General features: G+C 64.5%; 20 protein-coding genes. 11 read left to right on the top strand and 9 right to left on the bottom strand.

The features are described 5' to 3' along the window. Window positions 1-8 precede the first annotated feature (8 nt). Window positions 9-209, bottom strand: a complete 201-nt coding sequence (locus ACSBM8_RS06365) for a hypothetical protein (protein ID WP_442680813.1) — start codon at window positions 207-209, stop codon at window positions 9-11. A 124-nt stretch (window positions 210-333) separates the two neighbouring features. Here ACSBM8_RS06365 and ACSBM8_RS06360 point away from each other — a divergent pair, with 124 nt between their 5' ends. The 10 genes from ACSBM8_RS06360 (at window position 334) to ACSBM8_RS06315 (ending at window position 7,647) form a co-directional block, all read left to right on the top strand. Beyond that, window positions 334-591: a hypothetical protein gene (locus ACSBM8_RS06360; protein WP_442680812.1), complete on the top strand. Its 258-nt coding sequence runs from the start codon at window positions 334-336 to the stop codon at window positions 589-591. A 90-nt stretch (window positions 592-681) separates the two neighbouring features. After that, entirely contained in the window at window positions 682-816 is a 135-nt protein-coding gene (rpmH, locus tag ACSBM8_RS06355) for a 50S ribosomal protein L34 (protein ID WP_116091995.1), read from the top strand. Between the two features lie 11 nt (window positions 817-827). Next, window positions 828-1,169 (top strand): ribonuclease P protein component, encoded by a 342-nt coding sequence (gene rnpA / locus ACSBM8_RS06350; protein WP_442680811.1) that lies wholly within the window; start codon window positions 828-830, stop codon window positions 1,167-1,169. Continuing rightward, window positions 1,166-1,378, top strand: coding sequence for a membrane protein insertion efficiency factor YidD (gene yidD / locus ACSBM8_RS06345; protein ID WP_442680810.1), 213 nt, complete (start codon window positions 1,166-1,168; stop codon window positions 1,376-1,378). The genes rnpA and yidD overlap by 4 nt, the downstream gene beginning before the upstream one ends. A gap of 22 nt (window positions 1,379-1,400) precedes the next feature. Continuing rightward, window positions 1,401-3,098 (top strand): membrane protein insertase YidC, encoded by a 1,698-nt coding sequence (gene yidC, locus ACSBM8_RS06340; protein WP_442680809.1) that lies wholly within the window; start codon window positions 1,401-1,403, stop codon window positions 3,096-3,098. Between the two features lie 35 nt (window positions 3,099-3,133). Next, a complete protein-coding gene (yihA, locus tag ACSBM8_RS06335; protein WP_442681500.1) occupies window positions 3,134-3,748 on the top strand; it encodes a ribosome biogenesis GTP-binding protein YihA/YsxC in 615 nt (204 codons plus the stop codon). A gap of 139 nt (window positions 3,749-3,887) precedes the next feature. Beyond that, window positions 3,888-4,550: a glutathione S-transferase family protein gene (locus ACSBM8_RS06330; RefSeq protein ID WP_442680808.1), complete on the top strand. Its 663-nt coding sequence runs from the start codon at window positions 3,888-3,890 to the stop codon at window positions 4,548-4,550. A gap of 58 nt (window positions 4,551-4,608) precedes the next feature. Further along, entirely contained in the window at window positions 4,609-5,649 is a 1,041-nt protein-coding gene (locus ACSBM8_RS06325) for a sensor domain-containing diguanylate cyclase (protein ID WP_442680807.1), read from the top strand. Between the two features lie 46 nt (window positions 5,650-5,695). Further along, window positions 5,696-6,610 (top strand): LysR family transcriptional regulator, encoded by a 915-nt coding sequence (locus ACSBM8_RS06320; RefSeq protein ID WP_442680806.1) that lies wholly within the window; start codon window positions 5,696-5,698, stop codon window positions 6,608-6,610. A gap of 77 nt (window positions 6,611-6,687) precedes the next feature. Beyond that, window positions 6,688-7,647, top strand: a complete 960-nt coding sequence (locus tag ACSBM8_RS06315) for an NAD-dependent epimerase/dehydratase family protein (protein WP_442681499.1) — start codon at window positions 6,688-6,690, stop codon at window positions 7,645-7,647. Window positions 7,648-7,729: 82 nt separating this feature from the next. On the opposite strand, the gene ACSBM8_RS06310 is transcribed toward ACSBM8_RS06315, so the two are convergent. The 5 genes from ACSBM8_RS06310 to ACSBM8_RS06290 all read right to left on the bottom strand — a co-directional run bounded on the left by ACSBM8_RS06310 (window position 7,730) and on the right by ACSBM8_RS06290 (window position 13,061). Next, window positions 7,730-9,715, bottom strand: a complete 1,986-nt coding sequence (locus ACSBM8_RS06310) for a TonB-dependent receptor (protein WP_442680805.1) — start codon at window positions 9,713-9,715, stop codon at window positions 7,730-7,732. Window positions 9,716-9,803: 88 nt separating this feature from the next. Beyond that, window positions 9,804-10,142, bottom strand: a complete 339-nt coding sequence (locus ACSBM8_RS06305; RefSeq protein ID WP_442680804.1) for a hypothetical protein — start codon at window positions 10,140-10,142, stop codon at window positions 9,804-9,806. 174 nt (window positions 10,143-10,316) lie between these two features. Further along, on the bottom strand, window positions 10,317-11,147 hold the full coding sequence (locus ACSBM8_RS06300) for an alpha/beta fold hydrolase (protein ID WP_442680803.1): 831 nt from the start codon (window positions 11,145-11,147) through the stop codon (window positions 10,317-10,319). After that, a complete protein-coding gene (gene tehA / locus ACSBM8_RS06295) occupies window positions 11,147-12,151 on the bottom strand; it encodes a dicarboxylate transporter/tellurite-resistance protein TehA (protein WP_442680802.1) in 1,005 nt (334 codons plus the stop codon). Before tehA ends, ACSBM8_RS06300 begins: the two co-directional genes overlap by 1 nt. 70 nt (window positions 12,152-12,221) lie before the next feature. After that, window positions 12,222-13,061, bottom strand: coding sequence for an alpha/beta fold hydrolase (locus ACSBM8_RS06290; RefSeq protein ID WP_442680801.1), 840 nt, complete (start codon window positions 13,059-13,061; stop codon window positions 12,222-12,224). A gap of 173 nt (window positions 13,062-13,234) precedes the next feature. Here ACSBM8_RS06290 and ACSBM8_RS06285 point away from each other — a divergent pair, with 173 nt between their 5' ends. Further along, complete coding sequence (locus tag ACSBM8_RS06285) at window positions 13,235-14,179, top strand: GlxA family transcriptional regulator (protein WP_442680800.1); 945 nt, start codon at window positions 13,235-13,237, stop codon at window positions 14,177-14,179. A 10-nt stretch (window positions 14,180-14,189) separates the two neighbouring features. Here the strand turns inward: ACSBM8_RS06285 and ACSBM8_RS06280 are convergent, their stop codons facing one another. The 3 genes from ACSBM8_RS06280 to ACSBM8_RS06270 all read right to left on the bottom strand — a co-directional run bounded on the left by ACSBM8_RS06280 (window position 14,190) and on the right by ACSBM8_RS06270 (window position 16,969). Next, window positions 14,190-14,912: a hypothetical protein gene (locus ACSBM8_RS06280; protein WP_442680799.1), complete on the bottom strand. Its 723-nt coding sequence runs from the start codon at window positions 14,910-14,912 to the stop codon at window positions 14,190-14,192. 140 nt (window positions 14,913-15,052) lie between these two features. After that, window positions 15,053-15,847 carry an alpha/beta fold hydrolase gene (locus tag ACSBM8_RS06275; protein ID WP_442680798.1) on the bottom strand — a complete coding sequence of 265 codons (795 nt, stop codon included), beginning with the start codon at window positions 15,845-15,847 and terminating at the stop codon, window positions 15,053-15,055. A 222-nt stretch (window positions 15,848-16,069) separates the two neighbouring features. Continuing rightward, the gene (locus ACSBM8_RS06270) at window positions 16,070-16,969 is read right to left on the bottom strand and encodes a hypothetical protein (RefSeq protein ID WP_442680797.1); all 900 of its coding nucleotides are present in this window, start codon (window positions 16,967-16,969) and stop codon (window positions 16,070-16,072) included. Window positions 16,970-17,108: the final 139 nt, after the last annotated feature.

Here is a 17,108-nt window from a genome sequence, read left to right as displayed (position 1 = left end):
GACGTCGCTTAACGGTACCAGCACTTCCGGCTGCGGTGATGGTTCACCCACCGCGTCTTGCAGACCTTCTTATTGTGGTGCGGCAGGATCTTCAGCGGTCCGTGGACGCGCGTGACCGTGGTCGATGTATGGCCATGCTGTGCGCTCGCCGGCGCGATCAGCGCCACGGTGGCGAGGCTTGCCGCGGCGATTGCGGGAAAAATCTTCATAGCGCGTAACTCCTGTGGTTGGGCACGTGCTACGCCTGCCGACACCGGTTCGTTCCCCCCTGCCCGCGGGCGCTTGATCCCGCTTTGCCTTGAAGAAGCAACATTGCATAGGCATGTGAAGGACATGGACGAAAAGCCCCGATCCCGTTGGCGACTACCCCTGATGGCGCTTGGCTGGCTGCTGATCGTGATCTCTCCGGTGGTGGGCGCCATTCCCGGACCAGGCGGGATCTTCGTGTTTGCGGGCGGCGCGGTGCTGCTGATCCGTAACTCGTGCTGGGCCAAACGCCGCTATGTGATGATCAAGCGGCGCTGGCCCAAGCTCGGCCGCGCCTGCGACACGGCGATGCGCCGCCGTCGGGCCAGCCCCGTTCCCGATTGACTTTACGACCATCTCCGCTTAGTGGCGCAGGCCTTGACGGCCGCCGCTCGCTCGGCGGCCTTTTGCATTGCAGATCCAGGGATACAGACGATGAAGCGGACCTTTCAGCCGAGCAACCTCGTTCGCAAGCGCCGCCACGGCTTCCGTGCGCGCACCGCGACCGTTGGCGGTCGCAAGGTGCTTGCCGCTCGCCGTGCGCGCGGCCGCATCAAGCTTTCCGCCTGAGCGATCCTGTCGTGGTGCGCCGTCTGATACGGCGCGCCGAATTTCTCGCCGCCAATGCCGGCAAGCGCGTGCCCATGCCGGGCTTCGTGCTGCTCGTCCGCGCCCGCGCGGACGATGATCCGGCGATGGGCGTCGGCTTCACGGTCACCAAAAAGATTGGCGGCGCCGTGGTGCGCAACCGCATGAAGCGCCGTTTCCGCGCCCTGGCGCGGGACATCCTGCCCGAAGCCGGAATCGCGGGCGCCGATCATGTCGTGATCGGCCGCGCCGGCGGGGTGGAACGCGATTTCGCCCTGCTGGACAGCGAATTGCGCAAGGCGCTGGCGAAGGCGCAGGGAACGAACGCACGATGATCGCGCGCCCGCTCATCTGGGTGGCGCGCCTTTGGCAAATCGGCCCGTCCCGCCTGATTCCACCAACCTGCCGCTACACCCCCTCATGCTCGGCCTATGCGATTGAGGCATGGTCGCGCTATGGGGCGCTCGCCGGCTCCTGGCTGGCGATCAAGCGTCTTTCGCGATGTCACCCCTGGGGCGGGTGCGGCGTCGATCCGGTTCCTTAAGACCTCAAGGTAGCAAGCACTCGTGCAAAATCAGCGCAGTTTCGTCCTGGCCATCGCGCTCTCGCTGCTGGCGTTCGTGGCCTGGACCTTTGTGTCGAGCCGCTACTTTCCCGCGGCTGCGCCCCAGTCGACGAAGATCGTCAACGGCAAGCAGGTCCCGCTGCCCACGCCCGAATCGCATGCCGAGCAGCCGAGCCAGGTGCGCGATCGCGCGCTTGTTCTGCGCGAAAGTCCGCGGGTTGCGATCGTGACGCCGCGCGTCGCCGGATCGATCAACCTGAAGGGTGGACGCATCGACGATCTGGTCCTGACCGATCATCGCGAGACGATCGCCAAGAATTCGCCACCCGTGCGGCTCCTGTCGCCAGGCGGCACGCCCGACGCCTATTTCGCGCAATTCGGCTGGAGCGGCCAGGGTGCGGCCCTGCCGGGGCCAAACACGATCTGGACCGCCGACAGCACGCAGCTGACGCCATCCAAGCCGGTCACGCTCAGCTGGAATAATGGCCAGGGCCAGCTGTTCCGGGTCGTGATCGCGATCGATCAGAATTATATGTTCAGCATCCGCCAGAGCGTGACGAACAGTGGGCCCCGCGCCTTGTCGTTGAAGCCGTACGGGCTGGTGAGCCGCGTCGGCGTTTCCAAGGATCCGTCGAGCTGGACGATGCATACCGGGCCGATCGGCGCGTTCAACGGCTCGACCGATTACTCGATCAGCTTCAAGGATCTGGACAAGGCCGGTGCCCCGGGCACGCGCTTCCAGACGACCGGCGGGTGGATCGGCTTTGGCGACAAATATTGGCAGACCGCCCTGGTCCCCGCGCAGAATCTGGGCGTCGATGCCGGCTTCCGCGGCGTCGGCAATATCTATCAGGCCGATGTTGCCGCCCCTGCCGTGACGATCCAGCCGGGCGCGACCGCCTCCGCCGATCAGCGCTTTTTCGCGGGCGCCAAGGAAGTGGCGGTGTTGGATGCCTATGAAGAGACCGGTGTGGTCGGCTTCGATCGCGCGATCGACTGGGGCTGGTTCGTCTGGTTCGAAAAGCCGATCTTCTATCTGCTCGACTGGCTGTTCCGCCACATCGGCAATTTCGGTGTGGCCATCATCTGCCTGACCATCATCGTCCGTGCCCTGCTGTTCCCGGTGGCACAGCGGCAGTTCGCCTCCATGGCGTCGATGCGCAAGGTGCAGCCGAAGATGAAGGTGCTGCAGGAGCGCTACAAGGACGACAAGCCGAAGCTGCAGCAAGAGATGATGCAGCTCTACAAGACCGAGAAGATCAACCCGCTCGGCGGCTGTCTGCCGATCTTCATCCAGATGCCGATCTTCATCGCACTGTATAAAGTGCTGATGCTGTCGATCGAGATGCGCCACCAGCCGTTCACATTGTGGATCAAGGACTTGTCCGCACCCGATCCGCTGACGCCGATCAACCTGTTCGGTCTGCTGCCGTTCACGCCGCCGCCGATGCTGCATCTGGGCCTGCTCGCGATCGCGCTGGGCGTGACGATGTGGGCGACGATGCGGCTCAGCCCGCAGCAGATGGACCCGGCCCAGCAGCAGGTGATGAAGTTCATGCCATGGCTGATGATGCTGTTCTTCGCGCCGCTCGCGGCGGGTCTGCAGCTTTATTACGTCGCCAACAACCTGCTGAGCCTGGCGCAGCAGCAGTGGCTCTATTCGCGTACGCCCGGCATGAAGGATGACCCTGCCAAGTGACCGGCGATGACCCGAACGCCGACCAGGCCGAGCTTATGGAGACAGCGCGCAAGCTGTTTGCCGGCCCGGTCACCTTCCTGAAGTCCGCGCCCGGCCTGGAATTCCTGCCGCCTGCGGACGTGCCCGAGGTCGCGTTTGCGGGCCGGTCCAATGTCGGCAAATCCTCGCTGTTGAATGCATTGACCAATCGCAACAGCCTGGCGCGGACGTCCAATACGCCCGGCCGGACGCAGGAATTGAACTTCTTCGACGTCGGCGAGCCGTTGCGGATGCGGCTGGTCGACATGCCCGGCTATGGATTTGCGGAGGCGCCCAAGGACATCGTGCGCAAGTGGCGGTTCCTGGTGAACGATTTCCTGCGCGGTCGTGCCACGCTGAAGCGCGCACTGGTGCTGATCGACAGCCGCCACGGCGTAAAGGATGTCGACCGCGAAGTGATGGAGATGCTGGACAAGGCGGCGGTGTCCTACCGGCTGGTCCTGACCAAGGCGGACAAGATCAAGGCGAGCGCGCTGCAGGAGGTGCAGGACGCCACCTCGGCGGAAGCCCGCAAGCATGGCGCCGCCCACCCGGATATCATCGCGACCTCCAGCGAAAAGGGTGGCGGTATCGCCGAGCTGCGCGCGGCGGTTCTGGAAGCAATCCTCTAGATACCGGGCGGCGGGCGACTGGCCCCTGCCCTGCACGTCGGGTGGCGGCACGCTCCACCGGAACGGGGCTGCCATCGTCTTGATCCGGGTGAACAAAATATCGGTTCCAGCGCAGGCTGGGGCGGATTATTCCGGTGCAATGCTCAAGATCATCGTCGGCAACAAAGCCTATTCCTCCTGGTCGCTTCGCGGATGGCTCGCGGTCAAGCAATCCGGCCTGCCCTTCGAAGAAGAGGTAGTATCCCTCTACGATGCGGCCTGGCCGGCGCGCCGGGAACAGCCGGATCTTGCTCCGTCCGCGGGCAAGGTGCCTTTGCTGTGGGATGGTGACATTGCCGTCTGGGAGAGCCTGGCGATCATCGACTATCTTGCCGACAAGGCCGGCGCCGAGCGGTTCTGGCCCGCCGATCCCGCCGCGCGCGCCTTCGCACGATCCATCTCCAGCGAGATGCACGCCGGCTTCGTCGACCTGCGCCAGGAATGCTCGACCAATTTCCGCAGGACCTTCGCGCCCAGGCCGATCAGCGCCAATGCGCAGGCCAATGTCGATCGTATCCTGCATGTGTGGGAGGCGGCGCTGACCCGGTTTGGCCGCGAGGACGGCTTTCTGTTCGGGGATTTCGGTGCGGCCGATATCATGTATGCTCCGGTGACGACGCGCTTTACCAGCTACCAATTGCCGGTCCCGGAATTCGCGCGCGCTTATTGTCAGCGCGTGCAGGCACACCCCTTCTTTCGGGAATGGCTGGACGGCGCACAGGCCGAGACCTGGCGGATCGAGAAGTTCGAGCAGGAGGCATAGTGGCTCTTGTCGTTGAGGCGCGCGCACGGCGACGGCCCCGTGATGTTCAGGAATGCGGATGATGGGTAGCGTTCGACCACCCGTGACGGGAAAGACCGCCGAAGCCGACAGCAAGCTGCTGGATGAAGAGGCGCGCCTCGCCGCCTTGCAACGCTATCGGATCGTCGACACCCCGCGCGAAGAGAGCTTCGACAAGATCACCGCGCTGGTGCGCGACGTGTTGCAGGTGCCGATTTGCGCCGTCACGCTGATCGACAAGGACCAGCAATGGCTCAAGTCGATCCAGGGCCTGGAGGGCGAGCAGACTCCGCGCGACATCGCTTTTTGCAGTCACACGATCCGCGCGCGCGAGCCGCTGATCGTGCCCGACGCCACCGCGGACGATCGCTTTTCGTCCAACCCGCTGGTGACCGGAGATCCGGGTATCAGAAGCTATGCCGGCGTGCCTTTGTGCTCGCCGGACGGCTATAATCTGGGATCGTTGTGCGCGGTCGATACGGCGCCGCGGGAATTCACGGCGGCGCAGATCGCGATCCTCGACAAGTTCGCCGCGCTCGTCGTCGACGAGATGGAATTGCGGACGATCGCGCATCTGGATTATCTCACCGGCGCCTCCAGCCGCCGCGCCTTTACCGATCTCGCGCGGAAGCTTCTCTATCGGTTCGATCGCGACAGCCGTCCCACTTCACTGATCCTGTTCGACCTGGATCATTTCAAGCGGATTAACGACCGGTTCGGTCACCCGTGCGGCGATGAGGTGCTGAAGGCGGTCGCGGGAGCGTGTGAGGGCGTGCTGCGGTCCAACGACATGCTCGGCCGCCTGGGCGGAGAAGAGTTTGGTATCCTCCTGCCCGAACTGGACATAACGGGCGCATTCGTCATCGCCGAACGATTGCGCGGGCAGATATCCGCCACGCGCTTTGAATGGGCGCCCGATCTGATCGTGACAGCCAGCTTCGGCGTATCGACGCTGCAGGCCGGCGCCTCGATCGAAAGCTGGCTGAGCCTGACCGACGACGCCTTGTATCGCGCCAAGCGCCAGGGGCGCGATCAGACGATCAGCGCGGATGTCGCCCCCACGCCTGCCGCGCTCCACTGAGCCGGTCGCACGGTCGCATCGAAACCCCGTCGGTGGCCTGGCCAATATGAAAGACCTGAATTGGGCGCTGCTGCGATCTTTCCTGGCCGTCGTTGAAACCGGATCCCTGTCGGCCGCCGCGGCACGGATCGGGACGACGCAGCCGACGCTGAGCCGGCACATGCGTGAGCTGGAGCTGCTGCTGGGCGTGCCGTTGTTCCACCGATCGGTCCACGGCCTGGAACCGACCGACGCGGCGTTGGGGCTGGTCGACGATGCCCGCGCCATGGGCGAGGCCGCCGCAGCCCTGACGCTCAAGGCGCAAGGCCGGTCGCAACGGCTGACCGGAACGGTCCGGATCTCCGCCTCGGTGATCGTCGCCAATCTGCTCCTTCCCCCGATCTTGCGCGCCTTGCGAGAGGCGGAGCCCAACATCCAACTGGAGCTGGTGGCGTCCGACCTCGCGCAGAATTTGCTGCGGCGGGATGCCGACATTGCGGTCCGCATGTTCGATCCCACGCAGAAGGCGCTGATTGCACGCCGGCTGGGCGAAACCCCGCTGGGATTTTTCGCGAGCGAAGGCTTCCTTGCCCGCCACGGGCCGATCACAAGCACGGCGGAGATGATCCGGCGCGGCATCCTCGGCTTCGATCGCAGCGACGCCATCCTGAAAGCGTTTGTGGCGCAGGGGCATCCGGTGACGGCAGACGACTTTCCTGTCCGCTGCGACGATCAGATGGTCTATTGGAACCTCATGACGGCTGGCGCCGGCATCGGGATTGCACAAGTCCTGCTCGCGAAGCGCCATCCGGAACTCGTGCAGATCGCCACCGACCTGGAGATGCCGGTCCTTCCGGTCTGGCTGGTCATGCATGAGGACGTGCGGAGAAACGCACGGATCCGGCGGGTCGCCGATTTCCTGGCCGACGCGCTCGGCACTTTGCTCGTGAAACCTCCGGCCGAGACATACAAAAGCGTATAGCGAACATCCGCTATTCGCCAATGTCGCGCAACGTCGGCCGGCGCCATGTGTGGCTCCTCAGCGAGGAGCAGCACGTGATGGAACAGCATCGTACAGCATTGGTGATCGGCGCGACCGGCGGGATCGGCGGTGCGGTGGCACGCGCCCTGCGGGCGCGGGGCTGGAACATCAGAGCGTTGCATCGCAACCCGACGGCCATCGAAGGGCGCGACGCTTCGTTCGAGTGGCTCGCGGGGGACGCGATGGACGCCGCCGCGGTGCGCCATGCAGCCACCGGCGTCGATGTGATCGTCCATGCGGTCAATCCGCCCGGCTATCGCAACTGGCAGGGGCTGGCGCTGCCGATGCTGGAGAACAGCATTGCCGCCGCCACCGCCAATCGCGCGCGCATTCTCTTCCCGGGCACGGTCTATAATTTCGGCGCCGACGCCGGCGCGGCGGTGACCGAAGATGCGCCGCAAAATCCGACGACGCGCAAGGGCAAGATCCGTGTCGCGATGGAGCGGCGACTGTATGAGGCAAGCCAATCCGGCGCACGCTGCCTGATCGTGCGGGCGGGCGATTTCTTTGGCCCGAACAGCGGCAATAGCTGGCTGGCGCAGGGCATGGTGCCCTTGCCGGGGCCGGTAAAACGGGTGTTCAATCCGGGGCGCGCGGGCATCGGCCATGCCTGGGCCTATCTGCCGGATCTGGCGGAGACGATGGCGCGCCTGCTGGAGCGCGACGATGCGTTAGCGGATTTCGCGCTGTTCCACTTCGGTGGCACCTGGGTGGCGGATAATCGCGACTTCGCCGATGCGATCCGGCAGGCGGCGGCCCGGCCGCGCGGGCCCATCCATCACTTTCCCTGGCCGCTGGTGCACCTGTTGGCACCCTTCAACGAGACCGCGCGCGAGATGCGGGAGATGATCTATCTCTGGCAGCGCCCCTTGCGGTTGATCGACGACAAGCTGCGTGGCTTTCTGGGGACGCTGCCGGAAACACCCCTCCCCGAGGCGTTACAAACCAGTCTTCGCGGCCTCCATCGCCTGCAGTGATGGTCATGGGCCTAGTGCGGCCGGGTGCTGTGGTGCTGGGGAAAGCACCGCCGCCACGTACTGTCGCGGCGGTGCATCCGTTTTAGAAGTTCGCGATCTTCAGGACAAAGCGGATGTTGCGCCCGGGCATCACGACCTGATCCTTGTTGAGGGCGGTCGCAAAGCGCTGCACGTCATTCGTCAAATTCTGCCCGACGACCGCAAGCTGGATGCCCGGGTGCGAGGGGAATGGGCGCCAGGCCACCTGGGCATTCAGCTCGTAATAATGCGGCGTTGGCGTATCGAAGGCGCCGAACTTGTCCTGACGGCCCGCATATAGCAGCAGGAACCCGGCATCGACCGGTGTGCTGGTCCAGGTGAGGCCACCACCGATGCGATAAGGCGGGATGCGTGGCACATTGCCGCCCCCGTCAAGCGTCGCCCGGGTATAATCACCCTGCGCTTTTACCTCCAGCGCGCCATCGCCGGCATTGAACAGCTTATAGGTCGCCTCACCCTCCGCGCCGCGGAAATGCGCACCCTGCTGGCGATAGTTGAGCTCGCGCAGATCATTGCCGTCGCCGACCACGCACTGACCATCATCATCGCAGGTACGGCCCGTCAGATCGCCATAGATATAGTTATGGAACCAGGTGCTGTAGACGCTTCCGTCGAAGCGGAAGCCGCCAGACCGGACACGCATCGTTCCTTCCAGCGAATTGGCGCGCTCGATCTTCAAATTGGGATCGCCGGTTTCGAACGTATTGGGGCCATCATGGCCGCCCCGTGCGAACAGCTCGGTCTGGGCGGGAGCGCGACCGGTGCTGGAAAAGGTCACGCCGAATTTGAGCGCGGGACTGACCGTATATAGCGCCCCGATCGCCGCACTGGCCGGGGTGAAGTTGACGCTCGTCGCCGTGTTCGAAGCAGGCGTGCCATTGACATGGACATGCTCGATCCGACCGCTTGCCTCGAGGTTGAAGTTGGAACTCACCGGCAAGGTCGTGAAGAGATAGGCCGCTTCGCTCTGCGTGAGCGTCGGGAAAAGATAGGAGCTATCATCGCCCACGGCGGAGAAGCGACGGCGCTGCACTTCCACGCCTACGGCGCTGTCCCGCAGCGGACCCAAGGGGCCGGCCAGCAGCTCGGCACGACCGTCCCATTCCTTGTTGCGGAACGTCGTATCGACCGTGCCGTCGGGCTCTTCTTCCCGATGCTGGTAATTGGCGTAGCTGGCATCGATGTTGAGCGTCTTGAACAGGCCCGATCCCAGATCGAACGAGTTACGCGTCGTCGCCTTGGTCTGCTTCATCACGATGTGCGTCGTGTCGCTGGGTATGCCGTAATCGGCATTATATTGCGTCAGACCCGCGCCGACATGACTGTCGCCGAAGAAGTAAGAGCCACCCAGCGCGCCGCCATGATTGTGCGAATAGGAATTATCCTGGGTGCCCAGCGGCATGTCGTAATCCCCGGCGTGCCGATAGAAGCCGTCGGCATGCAATGCGAAATCGCCGATCTTCGCATCCGCGAGCAACGACGTCTGTCCGACGTCCGCTGCCGTCCCATAGCTACCCGTAAATTCGGCCGAGAGCGGCTGGGTCGGAAGCGCCATGGGCACACGATTGTTCAATATGTTGACGACGCCGCCAATCGCCTGGCTGCCATAGCGCAGCGTCGCCGGCCCGCGTACGACCTCGATGCTCTGCGCGGCCAGCGGATCGATCGGGATCCCATGATCCGGACCGATATCCGAAACGTCCGAGCTGCTGGTTCCATTTTCCAGCACACGGACGCGCGTCGCATCCATGCCGCGGATGATCGGGCGACTTGCACCCGCGGCAAAGCCGGTGGAGGAAATTCCGGGCAGGTTGGCAAGTGCATCGGTGACGCTCGCGCCGCCCGTCGTCAAAATGCTTTCACGATCGACCTTCTCGACGATCGTGGGCGTGTCATCGCTATTGCGCGCGAAGGGAGATGCGGTGACGACCACTTCCCCCTCATCCTGCGGCGGTGCGCTGGTGTCGGCCTGCACGGCCGGCGTCAGAAGCGCAGCAACCGCTACGCTCAATAGAAAACGAATCTGCATGAAAATCTCCGTGAACCTGGGCGGAGCCGCCTGCGCATTCGGGCGGCGCCATGCCGGCGCCGCCGAGGCGGTTCCTGTCGTTGTCGTGTCAGGCGTGGAGATCGAAGGGCGGACCGCGGCTGCGCCAGGCATGCGAGCGACGCCGAACCGACCATGCTGCCGAGCCCGTCGCCTCCTGCCAGTGAAGCAGTGCTGCGGGCACGGCCAACACGATGGCATCGGCCAGCAGGTAGAAGCCTGCCTGCGTCAGATCGTGACAGATCGGGCAAGTGTCGGGTGCATCTTGCGGGCCGGTTCGCCCGGCCGTCAGGTTTTCCCCGACGCTAAAGACGATCGCGCCACCAGACGCGGGCGCATTCGATCCCGCGTGCAGATGGGTTTGAGTGACCAGGCTTTGCCAGCACAGCGCGATCAGCAGCGCGCACACAGCCGCAAGCCGCCCCGCCCCGGGGCGCAGGCGTGGCCGGCTCTTAATCACACGCCATTATGACGCAACCACAGGGAGAACCTCTTCGTCAGACGCAACCATCTTGCATCGACGATAATCGCGATATGATATTATGTATCATGCCACAAGCGCAGATAGCCGGGCTGCGTACCGTCAGCCACCGGTCGCCGCAAAAAATGCCAATGCGATCTCGGCATAGCGCGTACTCTCGTCTTCCCAGACAAAATGCCCTGCCTCCAATATGGCGAGCCGACTGCCTGGCAATAGGCTGTGCAGGAGTTGGGCATTGGACAGTGGCACGAAGGGATCCTGTCTCCCAACGATGATCTGCGCCGGTACGCGCAGGCTGAACAGCTGCCGTCGCAGCTTCGGCAGCGAACGTGGATAATCGCGGACATAGTCCACCGATTGCATCAGACGATCGCCCGCGTAGCTCGCGATATAGTCGTTCAGCACCTCCGCAGGCGGGCGATACCGCGCCATCGTGCCCATGGCCGCCGCCACGAAGGCGCCGCTGGTCATCGCCCGATAGGGTGCCAGCGACGGCGCATTGACCAGTTCGTCGAGGATACCACCGACGTCTTCATGGTCGATCGCACCGCTTCCAAGCACCAGGCTGCGAAATGCCGATGGCGCGGCGATGCTGGCGGACAAGGCTGCCGGCGTCGCAACGTCCGGTGCGACCACATGAGGACGGGTCAGCCCGAAGCTTTCGAGCGCCTTGAGAAGGAAATCGCCCATCGCCTCGACATTGCGGACCGCTTCGCGTCCTTCCGACAGGCCGAAGGACGGCAGGTCGATCGCTACCACGCGCCCGGCGGCGGCGAACGCGTCCCACATGAGCAGGAATGCTAGGATACTTTCCGGCCATGGTGACAGGAGCAGGATCGGCATGCCATGCGGATCGCCCGCCTCGGCATAGCGGATTGACAGGCCATCCACGTCGCGCGTGGCGAGCTGCGCGATAAATTCCGCTGGCTTCATCAGGATCTCGGCCCTTGTGGTTCGGAGGGTGGCGCGGCGGCAGCAGGCGGCAACAGCCTGCCGGTGAATGCCAGGAGGATCGTCCCAAGCGCGATGGCGCCCACCAGCACATTGGCGAGCAGGAACAGCCCTGGCGCCAGGGTGGCAAGCGCACCATGATCCCCCGCCGAAACGGAGCGCATCGTCGCCGCTGCCAGCGCGGTCGCACCAAAGGTGAACGCCCAATAGGAGGCAGCGAAGGGCTGTTCGCCGATCCATCGCGCCATGCGCATCAGCAACAGCGCCTGCAGCAGCGCATAGCCGATCAGAGCGTGCACCAGGATATCGGGCATGCCGGGCCCGACCGCGAGGTAGCAGACCGCGCCCACGGCGGGCGGTGCCAGCTGGATCCCCAAGGTCGGGCGCAGCGGCGGCGCTAACGGGACGCCGGTATAAAGGCGGTGCAGCAATACGGACTCGACCGCCAGCCAGGAGAAAGCGGCGCCGCCGAGCGCCAGCTGCCCCCAGTCCGGCCAGCCGAGCAGGGCGGCGGTGGTTCCCGCGACGAAACCGCCCGCAACGGTTGGCAGATAGAGGACTGGCGTCGTCGCCGCATGATCGCGTCCGCCGCGCCAAAGCAGCCCGGTGCGCCATAAACCGAACGCCAGGACGAACGCGCTCCCGAGCAGGAACAAAGCGATCGCCATGGCGTGCGAATAGGGCAAGGCGCCCTGTGCGATCAGCAGGGTCGCGACGCCGCCCAGGCCAATGAAGCAGCATTGGACGGCATGTTCCGCCTCCGCCCGCGCGTCCGCCGGTACGAGAACCCACTTCAACGCATACAGGCTCGCCAGCACCAGCCACGTCAGCGCAGCCACCGCAAAGATCGCCTCCCCCAGCGCGGAGGGCATGTCCCAGATGCGATGCGCGATCCGCCAGCAATTGGCGAGGCCGGCCAGACCCAGCACGATGCCGAAGAAGGAAGCCGGCACCCGCAGCAAAATTGTCCGCTCGCTTATTGCCATGACCAAGCCCCCGTTTTGATTTTCCAGGCTAGTCCTGCAGGACGACAGGCCTCAAGCTGCAATCGCGCGCTTAATCGGCCTTGGGGACGCCGTTCAGGAACAGCGCGCAATGGGCGCTGAACAGAGCGGCATATTGGAACAGCGCGCCGTGGCCGGCATCGGGATACAAGATCAGTTGCGCGTCGGGCATCGCCCGGAACATCCGATAGGCATTGGCAGCGGGCAGCATCGTGTCCGCGGCACCGCTCATCACCAGCGTCGGTTGGGCAATGGACTTCAGGAGCGCATCGTCATCGTCCGCCATTGCACACCAATCGATCAGCGCCTTCGCTTGCGGATTGCTCACCGCCTCGCCCCGATCGGGATCGCGTTCGGCCCGCACCGCCTGCCGCGCCAGGAACGCACGGCCGGCGGCCTGGCTAGCGGCGCTGGGCGTGAAGAAAAGCGGGAGGCGAATATCCTCCGAACCCCGGCGTTGGGCGGCGTCGGCAACCACCTCTAGCAGATGCTCTTCCCCGCCCTGTGGCGCGGTTCCGACCAGGATCAGTTTGCGCACGCGCGACGGGGATCGCGCGGCCAAAACCTGCGCCACAAAACCGCCGAGCGAAAAGCCGAGCAGATCGGCTTGGTCGATCCCCAATGCCGACAGGAACAGGTCCGCATCGTCCGCCATCGCCGCAACCGAATCCGGCGTCGTGCCCGATGACGTGCCGACACCGCGATTGTTGAACAGGATTACCGGTCGATCGCGCGCCAAAGCGTTGACCAATTGCGGGTCCCAGCTGTCGATCGTGCCGGTAAAATGCTGCAATAACACGAGCGGAATACCGTCCTCGGTACCGATCTTGCGGTATCCAAACCGCACGCCTGCAGCCTCGACATAGCGATTGGGGGCGTCCTGCAAGGTCATGAATATGCTCCGATCGCCGCCTGAAACGGGATTGCGCGCGCCGTTTTGGCCCCGCTGGAGCAGGTAGCTACCAAGTGCGCGACAGATCGAGCAGGACGTAGATACCACCTTTTCGGCCAGCCATTGTCGCAAGAAGACGCTATGGGTCGGCCAAACGGGAGTGCGAACGAACCATGAAGCGCATCGGCTTGATCGTCATTCCCGGCTTCCAGGTTATCGGTCTCACCGCTTTTTCCGCGTTCGAAGTCGCGAACAAGCGGGCCGGAGAGACACTGTATGCGCTCCATGTCTTGTCGGAACATGGCGGCACGGTCCGTTCCTCCTTCGGGCTGGATGTCGTCACCGAACCGCTTGACGGTGCGACGTTCGATACGCTGATCGTCGCTGCCGGCCTGGATGTTCCGCCCGCTGTGCCCGGCCTTGCGACATATTTACGCGCCGCCGTGCCGGTGACCCGGCGGCTGGCGTCGATCTGCCTGGGATCGTTCGTGCTGGGCGAAGCAGGCCTGCTCGACGGTCGGCGGGCGACCACGCACTGGCGATATGCCGATCAATTGGGCGCGCATTTCCCCGCCACCACCGTCGAGCCGGACCGCTTGTTCGTAAAGGATGGCCCGATCTGGACATCGGCGGGCATGTCCGCGGCGATCGATCTCGCCGTCGGCATGATCGAGAGCGACCATGGCGTGGCACTCGCGCGGGAGGTCGCACAGTCGCTGGTGATGGAGCAGCGCCGCTCCGGCGGCCAGCCCCAGCGATCGGCGTTGCTGGACCTCGATGCACGCAGCGACCGCATCCAGAACGCGCTGGCCTATGCCCGCACCAACCTGCGCCAACCGCTGCAGATCGAGGATCTGGCACAAGCCGCCTGCCTCAGCCCGCGTCAGTTCCGGCGCCTGTTCCGCGCCGAGACCGGCACGACGCCAGGGCAGGCGCTGGACACATTACGGATCGAGGCGGCCAAGGTGCTGCTCGACCAGAGCCGGCTCCCGATCGAGGAGGTCGCGCGCGAGGCCGGGTTCGGCAATCGCGAACGCATGCGCCGCGCCTTCCTGCGCCATCATGGCGAGGTACCCCAGGCGATCCGCGCCGCAGCCGGGCCGCTCGTAGCCGCGTGATGCGCCTGGGCTAGCGCAGCTCGATGTTCGACAGATCGATCGATACCACCAGCGGCTCCTTGAGCGCGACCCCGTCGGGCTGGCGGGGAAATATCCGCCGCCGGGTCGGGATGCGGATGCCGGAAACCTCGATATAATCCTCAATGTAATGCGCGCCCGGCGTGTTGCCTGCGATCTCAACGTCATAATCGTGCCGCCGCAGCAGGCCGTCGGCGGCGACATAGAGCGTCTGGACAGGGCTGTGGCTGACGATCGCAGGCGGGAGCGTCACGCGCAGCCGACGCCAGCTTTCGCCGGCGTCCTCCCATGGCGCCAATTCCTCGCTCACCACATCGGGCGCGGCGAGCAGGAAGGGCATGTTGAGATAGGTCCACATCGCGCAGCCGGCAAAATAAGCGAGCTGCAATTCCGTCCAGGGGGTATCCAGTTGGTGCCCCTGGAACGAGGCGCGGGGTTGCTCCAGCCGCTCCAGGATCTGCCCGTCCGTATCCTCCAGCCTGACCTCCGCCGGGGTGAAGCGTGAGCGGCGCGACCCCGATCCAAAGGGCGCGTGCGAAGCCTGCTCTTCGTGCAAGCTCACCGTCACCCGCGTGCGATCCAGCACCCCGGCTTGCCCCTTCAGGGGCCACAAAACCCCACCCTGGACCAGATCGGCGGCGGCGGTATCGAACTGCCGCCAGCGCTCCAGGCCGCCGTGGGCGTCGATAATTTCCTGCGCGAGCGGCGATATCATGAGCAATTTCCTACTGAAGTTGCCGGATTGCTAGCCGCTCCCACCCTGCCGGCGAAGGACGTAGAAGCCACTTTGCCTGCCATGGATGGACGCACACGCCTGGGGGCGGCGACGCAGAAAGCACCGCCGACCCGGCACGCTTATTGAGACGTCGCCGCGCTCTCGATCATGTCGGCAACCTCCTTGGGGTGGGATATCATGACGACATGCGATGCCCCGGGCGTCACCACCGTCTTCTTGGAGCCCGCGCGCTGCGCCATGAAGGCATGGACCGTTGCGGGAATGTTGCGGTCTGCGGACCCATAGATGAACCAGGACGGCAGCGACTTCCATGCAGGCGCCACCGTCGCCTCATTCAGCGCAGCCTCCGTGATCGGCCGTTGGGTGGCGGCCATCAACGCCGCCTCGCGGGCAGGCACGTCCGCGGCAAATTGCTGCGGAAATTTGTCCGTCTGGATGTACAAATCCTTGTTGCCGTCCGCCAGCAGCACCGGCGGCGCGAGCGTCGGGCCAAGCGTGCTGCCGGGGAATTTACCGGACAGGCCTGCGCTATTCTCACCCACATCGGGCGCAAAGGCGGCAACATAGACCAAAGCCTTGACGTTCGGCGCCTGGCTGGCAGCGTCGGTGATCACCGCCCCGCCGTAGGAATGGCCTACCAATATCACCGGCTTGGCCAACGACTTCACCAAACCTGCAACGGAGGCTGCGTCGCTACGGACGCTGCGCAGCGGGTTCGGCGCCGCGACTACCGTATATCCATCGGCGCGAAGCCGCTCGATCACCCCGTTCCACGATCCGGATTCCGCGAACGCGCCATGAACCAGGACAATGGCAGGTCGATCCCCATTGGTAGCGGCTGGAGCAGCCTGAGCCGCGAGACCTATCGGTGCAACCATCATGATCGCGGATGTTACCCAACCAAATAGCTTCATAGCCGTTCCTTTCGATGCTGGACCCAATTCCCTTGACCGGCAAGAGCCCCGGCAAGCAGATCTTGGTGAAACTTTTGCGCGTTGCCACTTCTATTTGGTCAAGAATGGTGAGCAGCGCGCAGAGTCACACGCGGCATGCGGTTTAGCGCCCACATTCATGGCGCCAAAGGACGTAGAAGCCTCTCACCCTGCCATGGCAGGGTGAGCTGGAGCCGGAGGCCGCTAGGCCGGTTGTCGCTCGGCCACCGGGCGTCCCGCAAGCCACAGAGCCACGTTTCGCACATATTGCCGTACCGACGCCTGCGCCTCGGGCGAGTGCGCCATAGCTGACCCGGGCAGTTCCGTGACGAAACTGGGACAGCCGGCCGTGATGTCCCAATTATAATCGGCGAAATGGTGGAAAGTGGACTGCGCAAGACCCGGGCCGCCGTCGCCGGAGGGTTCGAACGCGACCGCGACGTTGAAATGGTTGCCGGTGACCTTGCTGGTGCCGGTGGCGATCACGCGCGCGGACGGATCCTGCGGAGGCGCATCGACCGCCCCTTCGTGCGGGTGGGACGGCAGGTAGCGAATATGGCCATCGGCCGCGGACGAGTCGTGCATCACAGGGTGCGGCGTACCGACGACCTCGATCTCCTGAAAGTCGCCGTTCGCACCGGAATGATAATTGGGCCACAGGATCGCTGCGGTTTCGCGGTCGTCGATGACATGGCGGCTTTCGTCGCGTTCGGCATTCTTGCTGTGGAAATGGTGTGCGTCGCCGATCCCACCGAGCGAGCAGACGGAGCTTCCCAGATCCATGTGGTCGCGGGTGATCATCAGCCCGCCGCCGCGTTTGCGGAAACGGCCGATCGCGGCGCAATCCTCCGCGTCCAGCCCGTCGCCCGTATCCACGGCGAACAGCCAAAGCTGGTCAAAATCCGTCTGGTCGATCGTCGACAGGATCGGGTCCGGCGCACCGGCGGGCGTGCGATCCCGGGCGGTCACCGCACACAAAGGCGTGCCGTTCGCGTCTTGCAGACCGGACAGATACTCCCGCAGCATCGAGAAGCGCGCAATGCTCCAATCATCCTCCGTTGGCGGGATGGTCGTCTGCAGGAGAATGCGGATCGGGGCGGCCATGATGGTCCTTTCGTAATCGTCCACCCGGGCAAATAGCAATGGTGCCACGGTGCCTATCAACGGCAGATAGGGAAGGTTTCGCTGCCTGCCACTGCCGCACCCGACAGCAAGTTGCGCAATGTTTATTGCGAGCGCGTCT

The organism is Sphingomonas sp. ASY06-1R (genome assembly GCF_052180265.1).
GTDB lineage: Bacteria > Pseudomonadota > Alphaproteobacteria > Sphingomonadales > Sphingomonadaceae > Sphingomonas_I.
Note: the sequence above shows the minus strand (reverse complement) of the source record. Positions and strands in the feature narration are given on the sequence as shown.

Excerpts from the sequence above, each read along its gene's own strand:
- yihA (WP_442681500.1), top strand. The coding sequence starts at position 3,134 with ATGGAGACAGCGCGCAAGCTGTTTGCCGGCCCGGTCACCTTCCTGAAG.
- tehA (WP_442680802.1), bottom strand. The coding sequence starts at position 12,151 with ATGGCAATAAGCGAGCGGACAATTTTGCTGCGGGTGCCGGCTTCCTTC.
- ACSBM8_RS06360 (WP_442680812.1), top strand. The coding sequence starts at position 334 with ATGGACGAAAAGCCCCGATCCCGTTGGCGACTACCCCTGATGGCGCTT.
- ACSBM8_RS06300 (WP_442680803.1), bottom strand. The coding sequence starts at position 11,147 with ATGAAGCCAGCGGAATTTATCGCGCAGCTCGCCACGCGCGACGTGGAT.
- ACSBM8_RS06270 (WP_442680797.1), bottom strand. The coding sequence starts at position 16,969 with ATGGCCGCCCCGATCCGCATTCTCCTGCAGACGACCATCCCGCCAACG.
- ACSBM8_RS06280 (WP_442680799.1), bottom strand. The coding sequence starts at position 14,912 with ATGATATCGCCGCTCGCGCAGGAAATTATCGACGCCCACGGCGGCCTG.
- ACSBM8_RS06285 (WP_442680800.1), top strand. The coding sequence starts at position 13,235 with ATGAAGCGCATCGGCTTGATCGTCATTCCCGGCTTCCAGGTTATCGGT.
- ACSBM8_RS06275 (WP_442680798.1), bottom strand. The coding sequence starts at position 15,847 with ATGAAGCTATTTGGTTGGGTAACATCCGCGATCATGATGGTTGCACCG.
- rpmH (WP_116091995.1), top strand. The coding sequence starts at position 682 with ATGAAGCGGACCTTTCAGCCGAGCAACCTCGTTCGCAAGCGCCGCCAC.
- ACSBM8_RS06320 (WP_442680806.1), top strand. The coding sequence starts at position 5,696 with ATGAAAGACCTGAATTGGGCGCTGCTGCGATCTTTCCTGGCCGTCGTT.
- ACSBM8_RS06330 (WP_442680808.1), top strand. The coding sequence starts at position 3,888 with ATGCTCAAGATCATCGTCGGCAACAAAGCCTATTCCTCCTGGTCGCTT.
- ACSBM8_RS06325 (WP_442680807.1), top strand. The coding sequence starts at position 4,609 with ATGATGGGTAGCGTTCGACCACCCGTGACGGGAAAGACCGCCGAAGCC.
- ACSBM8_RS06365 (WP_442680813.1), bottom strand. The coding sequence starts at position 209 with ATGAAGATTTTTCCCGCAATCGCCGCGGCAAGCCTCGCCACCGTGGCG.
- ACSBM8_RS06310 (WP_442680805.1), bottom strand. The coding sequence starts at position 9,715 with ATGCAGATTCGTTTTCTATTGAGCGTAGCGGTTGCTGCGCTTCTGACG.
- ACSBM8_RS06315 (WP_442681499.1), top strand. The coding sequence starts at position 6,688 with ATGGAACAGCATCGTACAGCATTGGTGATCGGCGCGACCGGCGGGATC.
- ACSBM8_RS06290 (WP_442680801.1), bottom strand. The coding sequence starts at position 13,061 with ATGACCTTGCAGGACGCCCCCAATCGCTATGTCGAGGCTGCAGGCGTG.
- yidD (WP_442680810.1), top strand. The coding sequence starts at position 1,166 with ATGATCGCGCGCCCGCTCATCTGGGTGGCGCGCCTTTGGCAAATCGGC.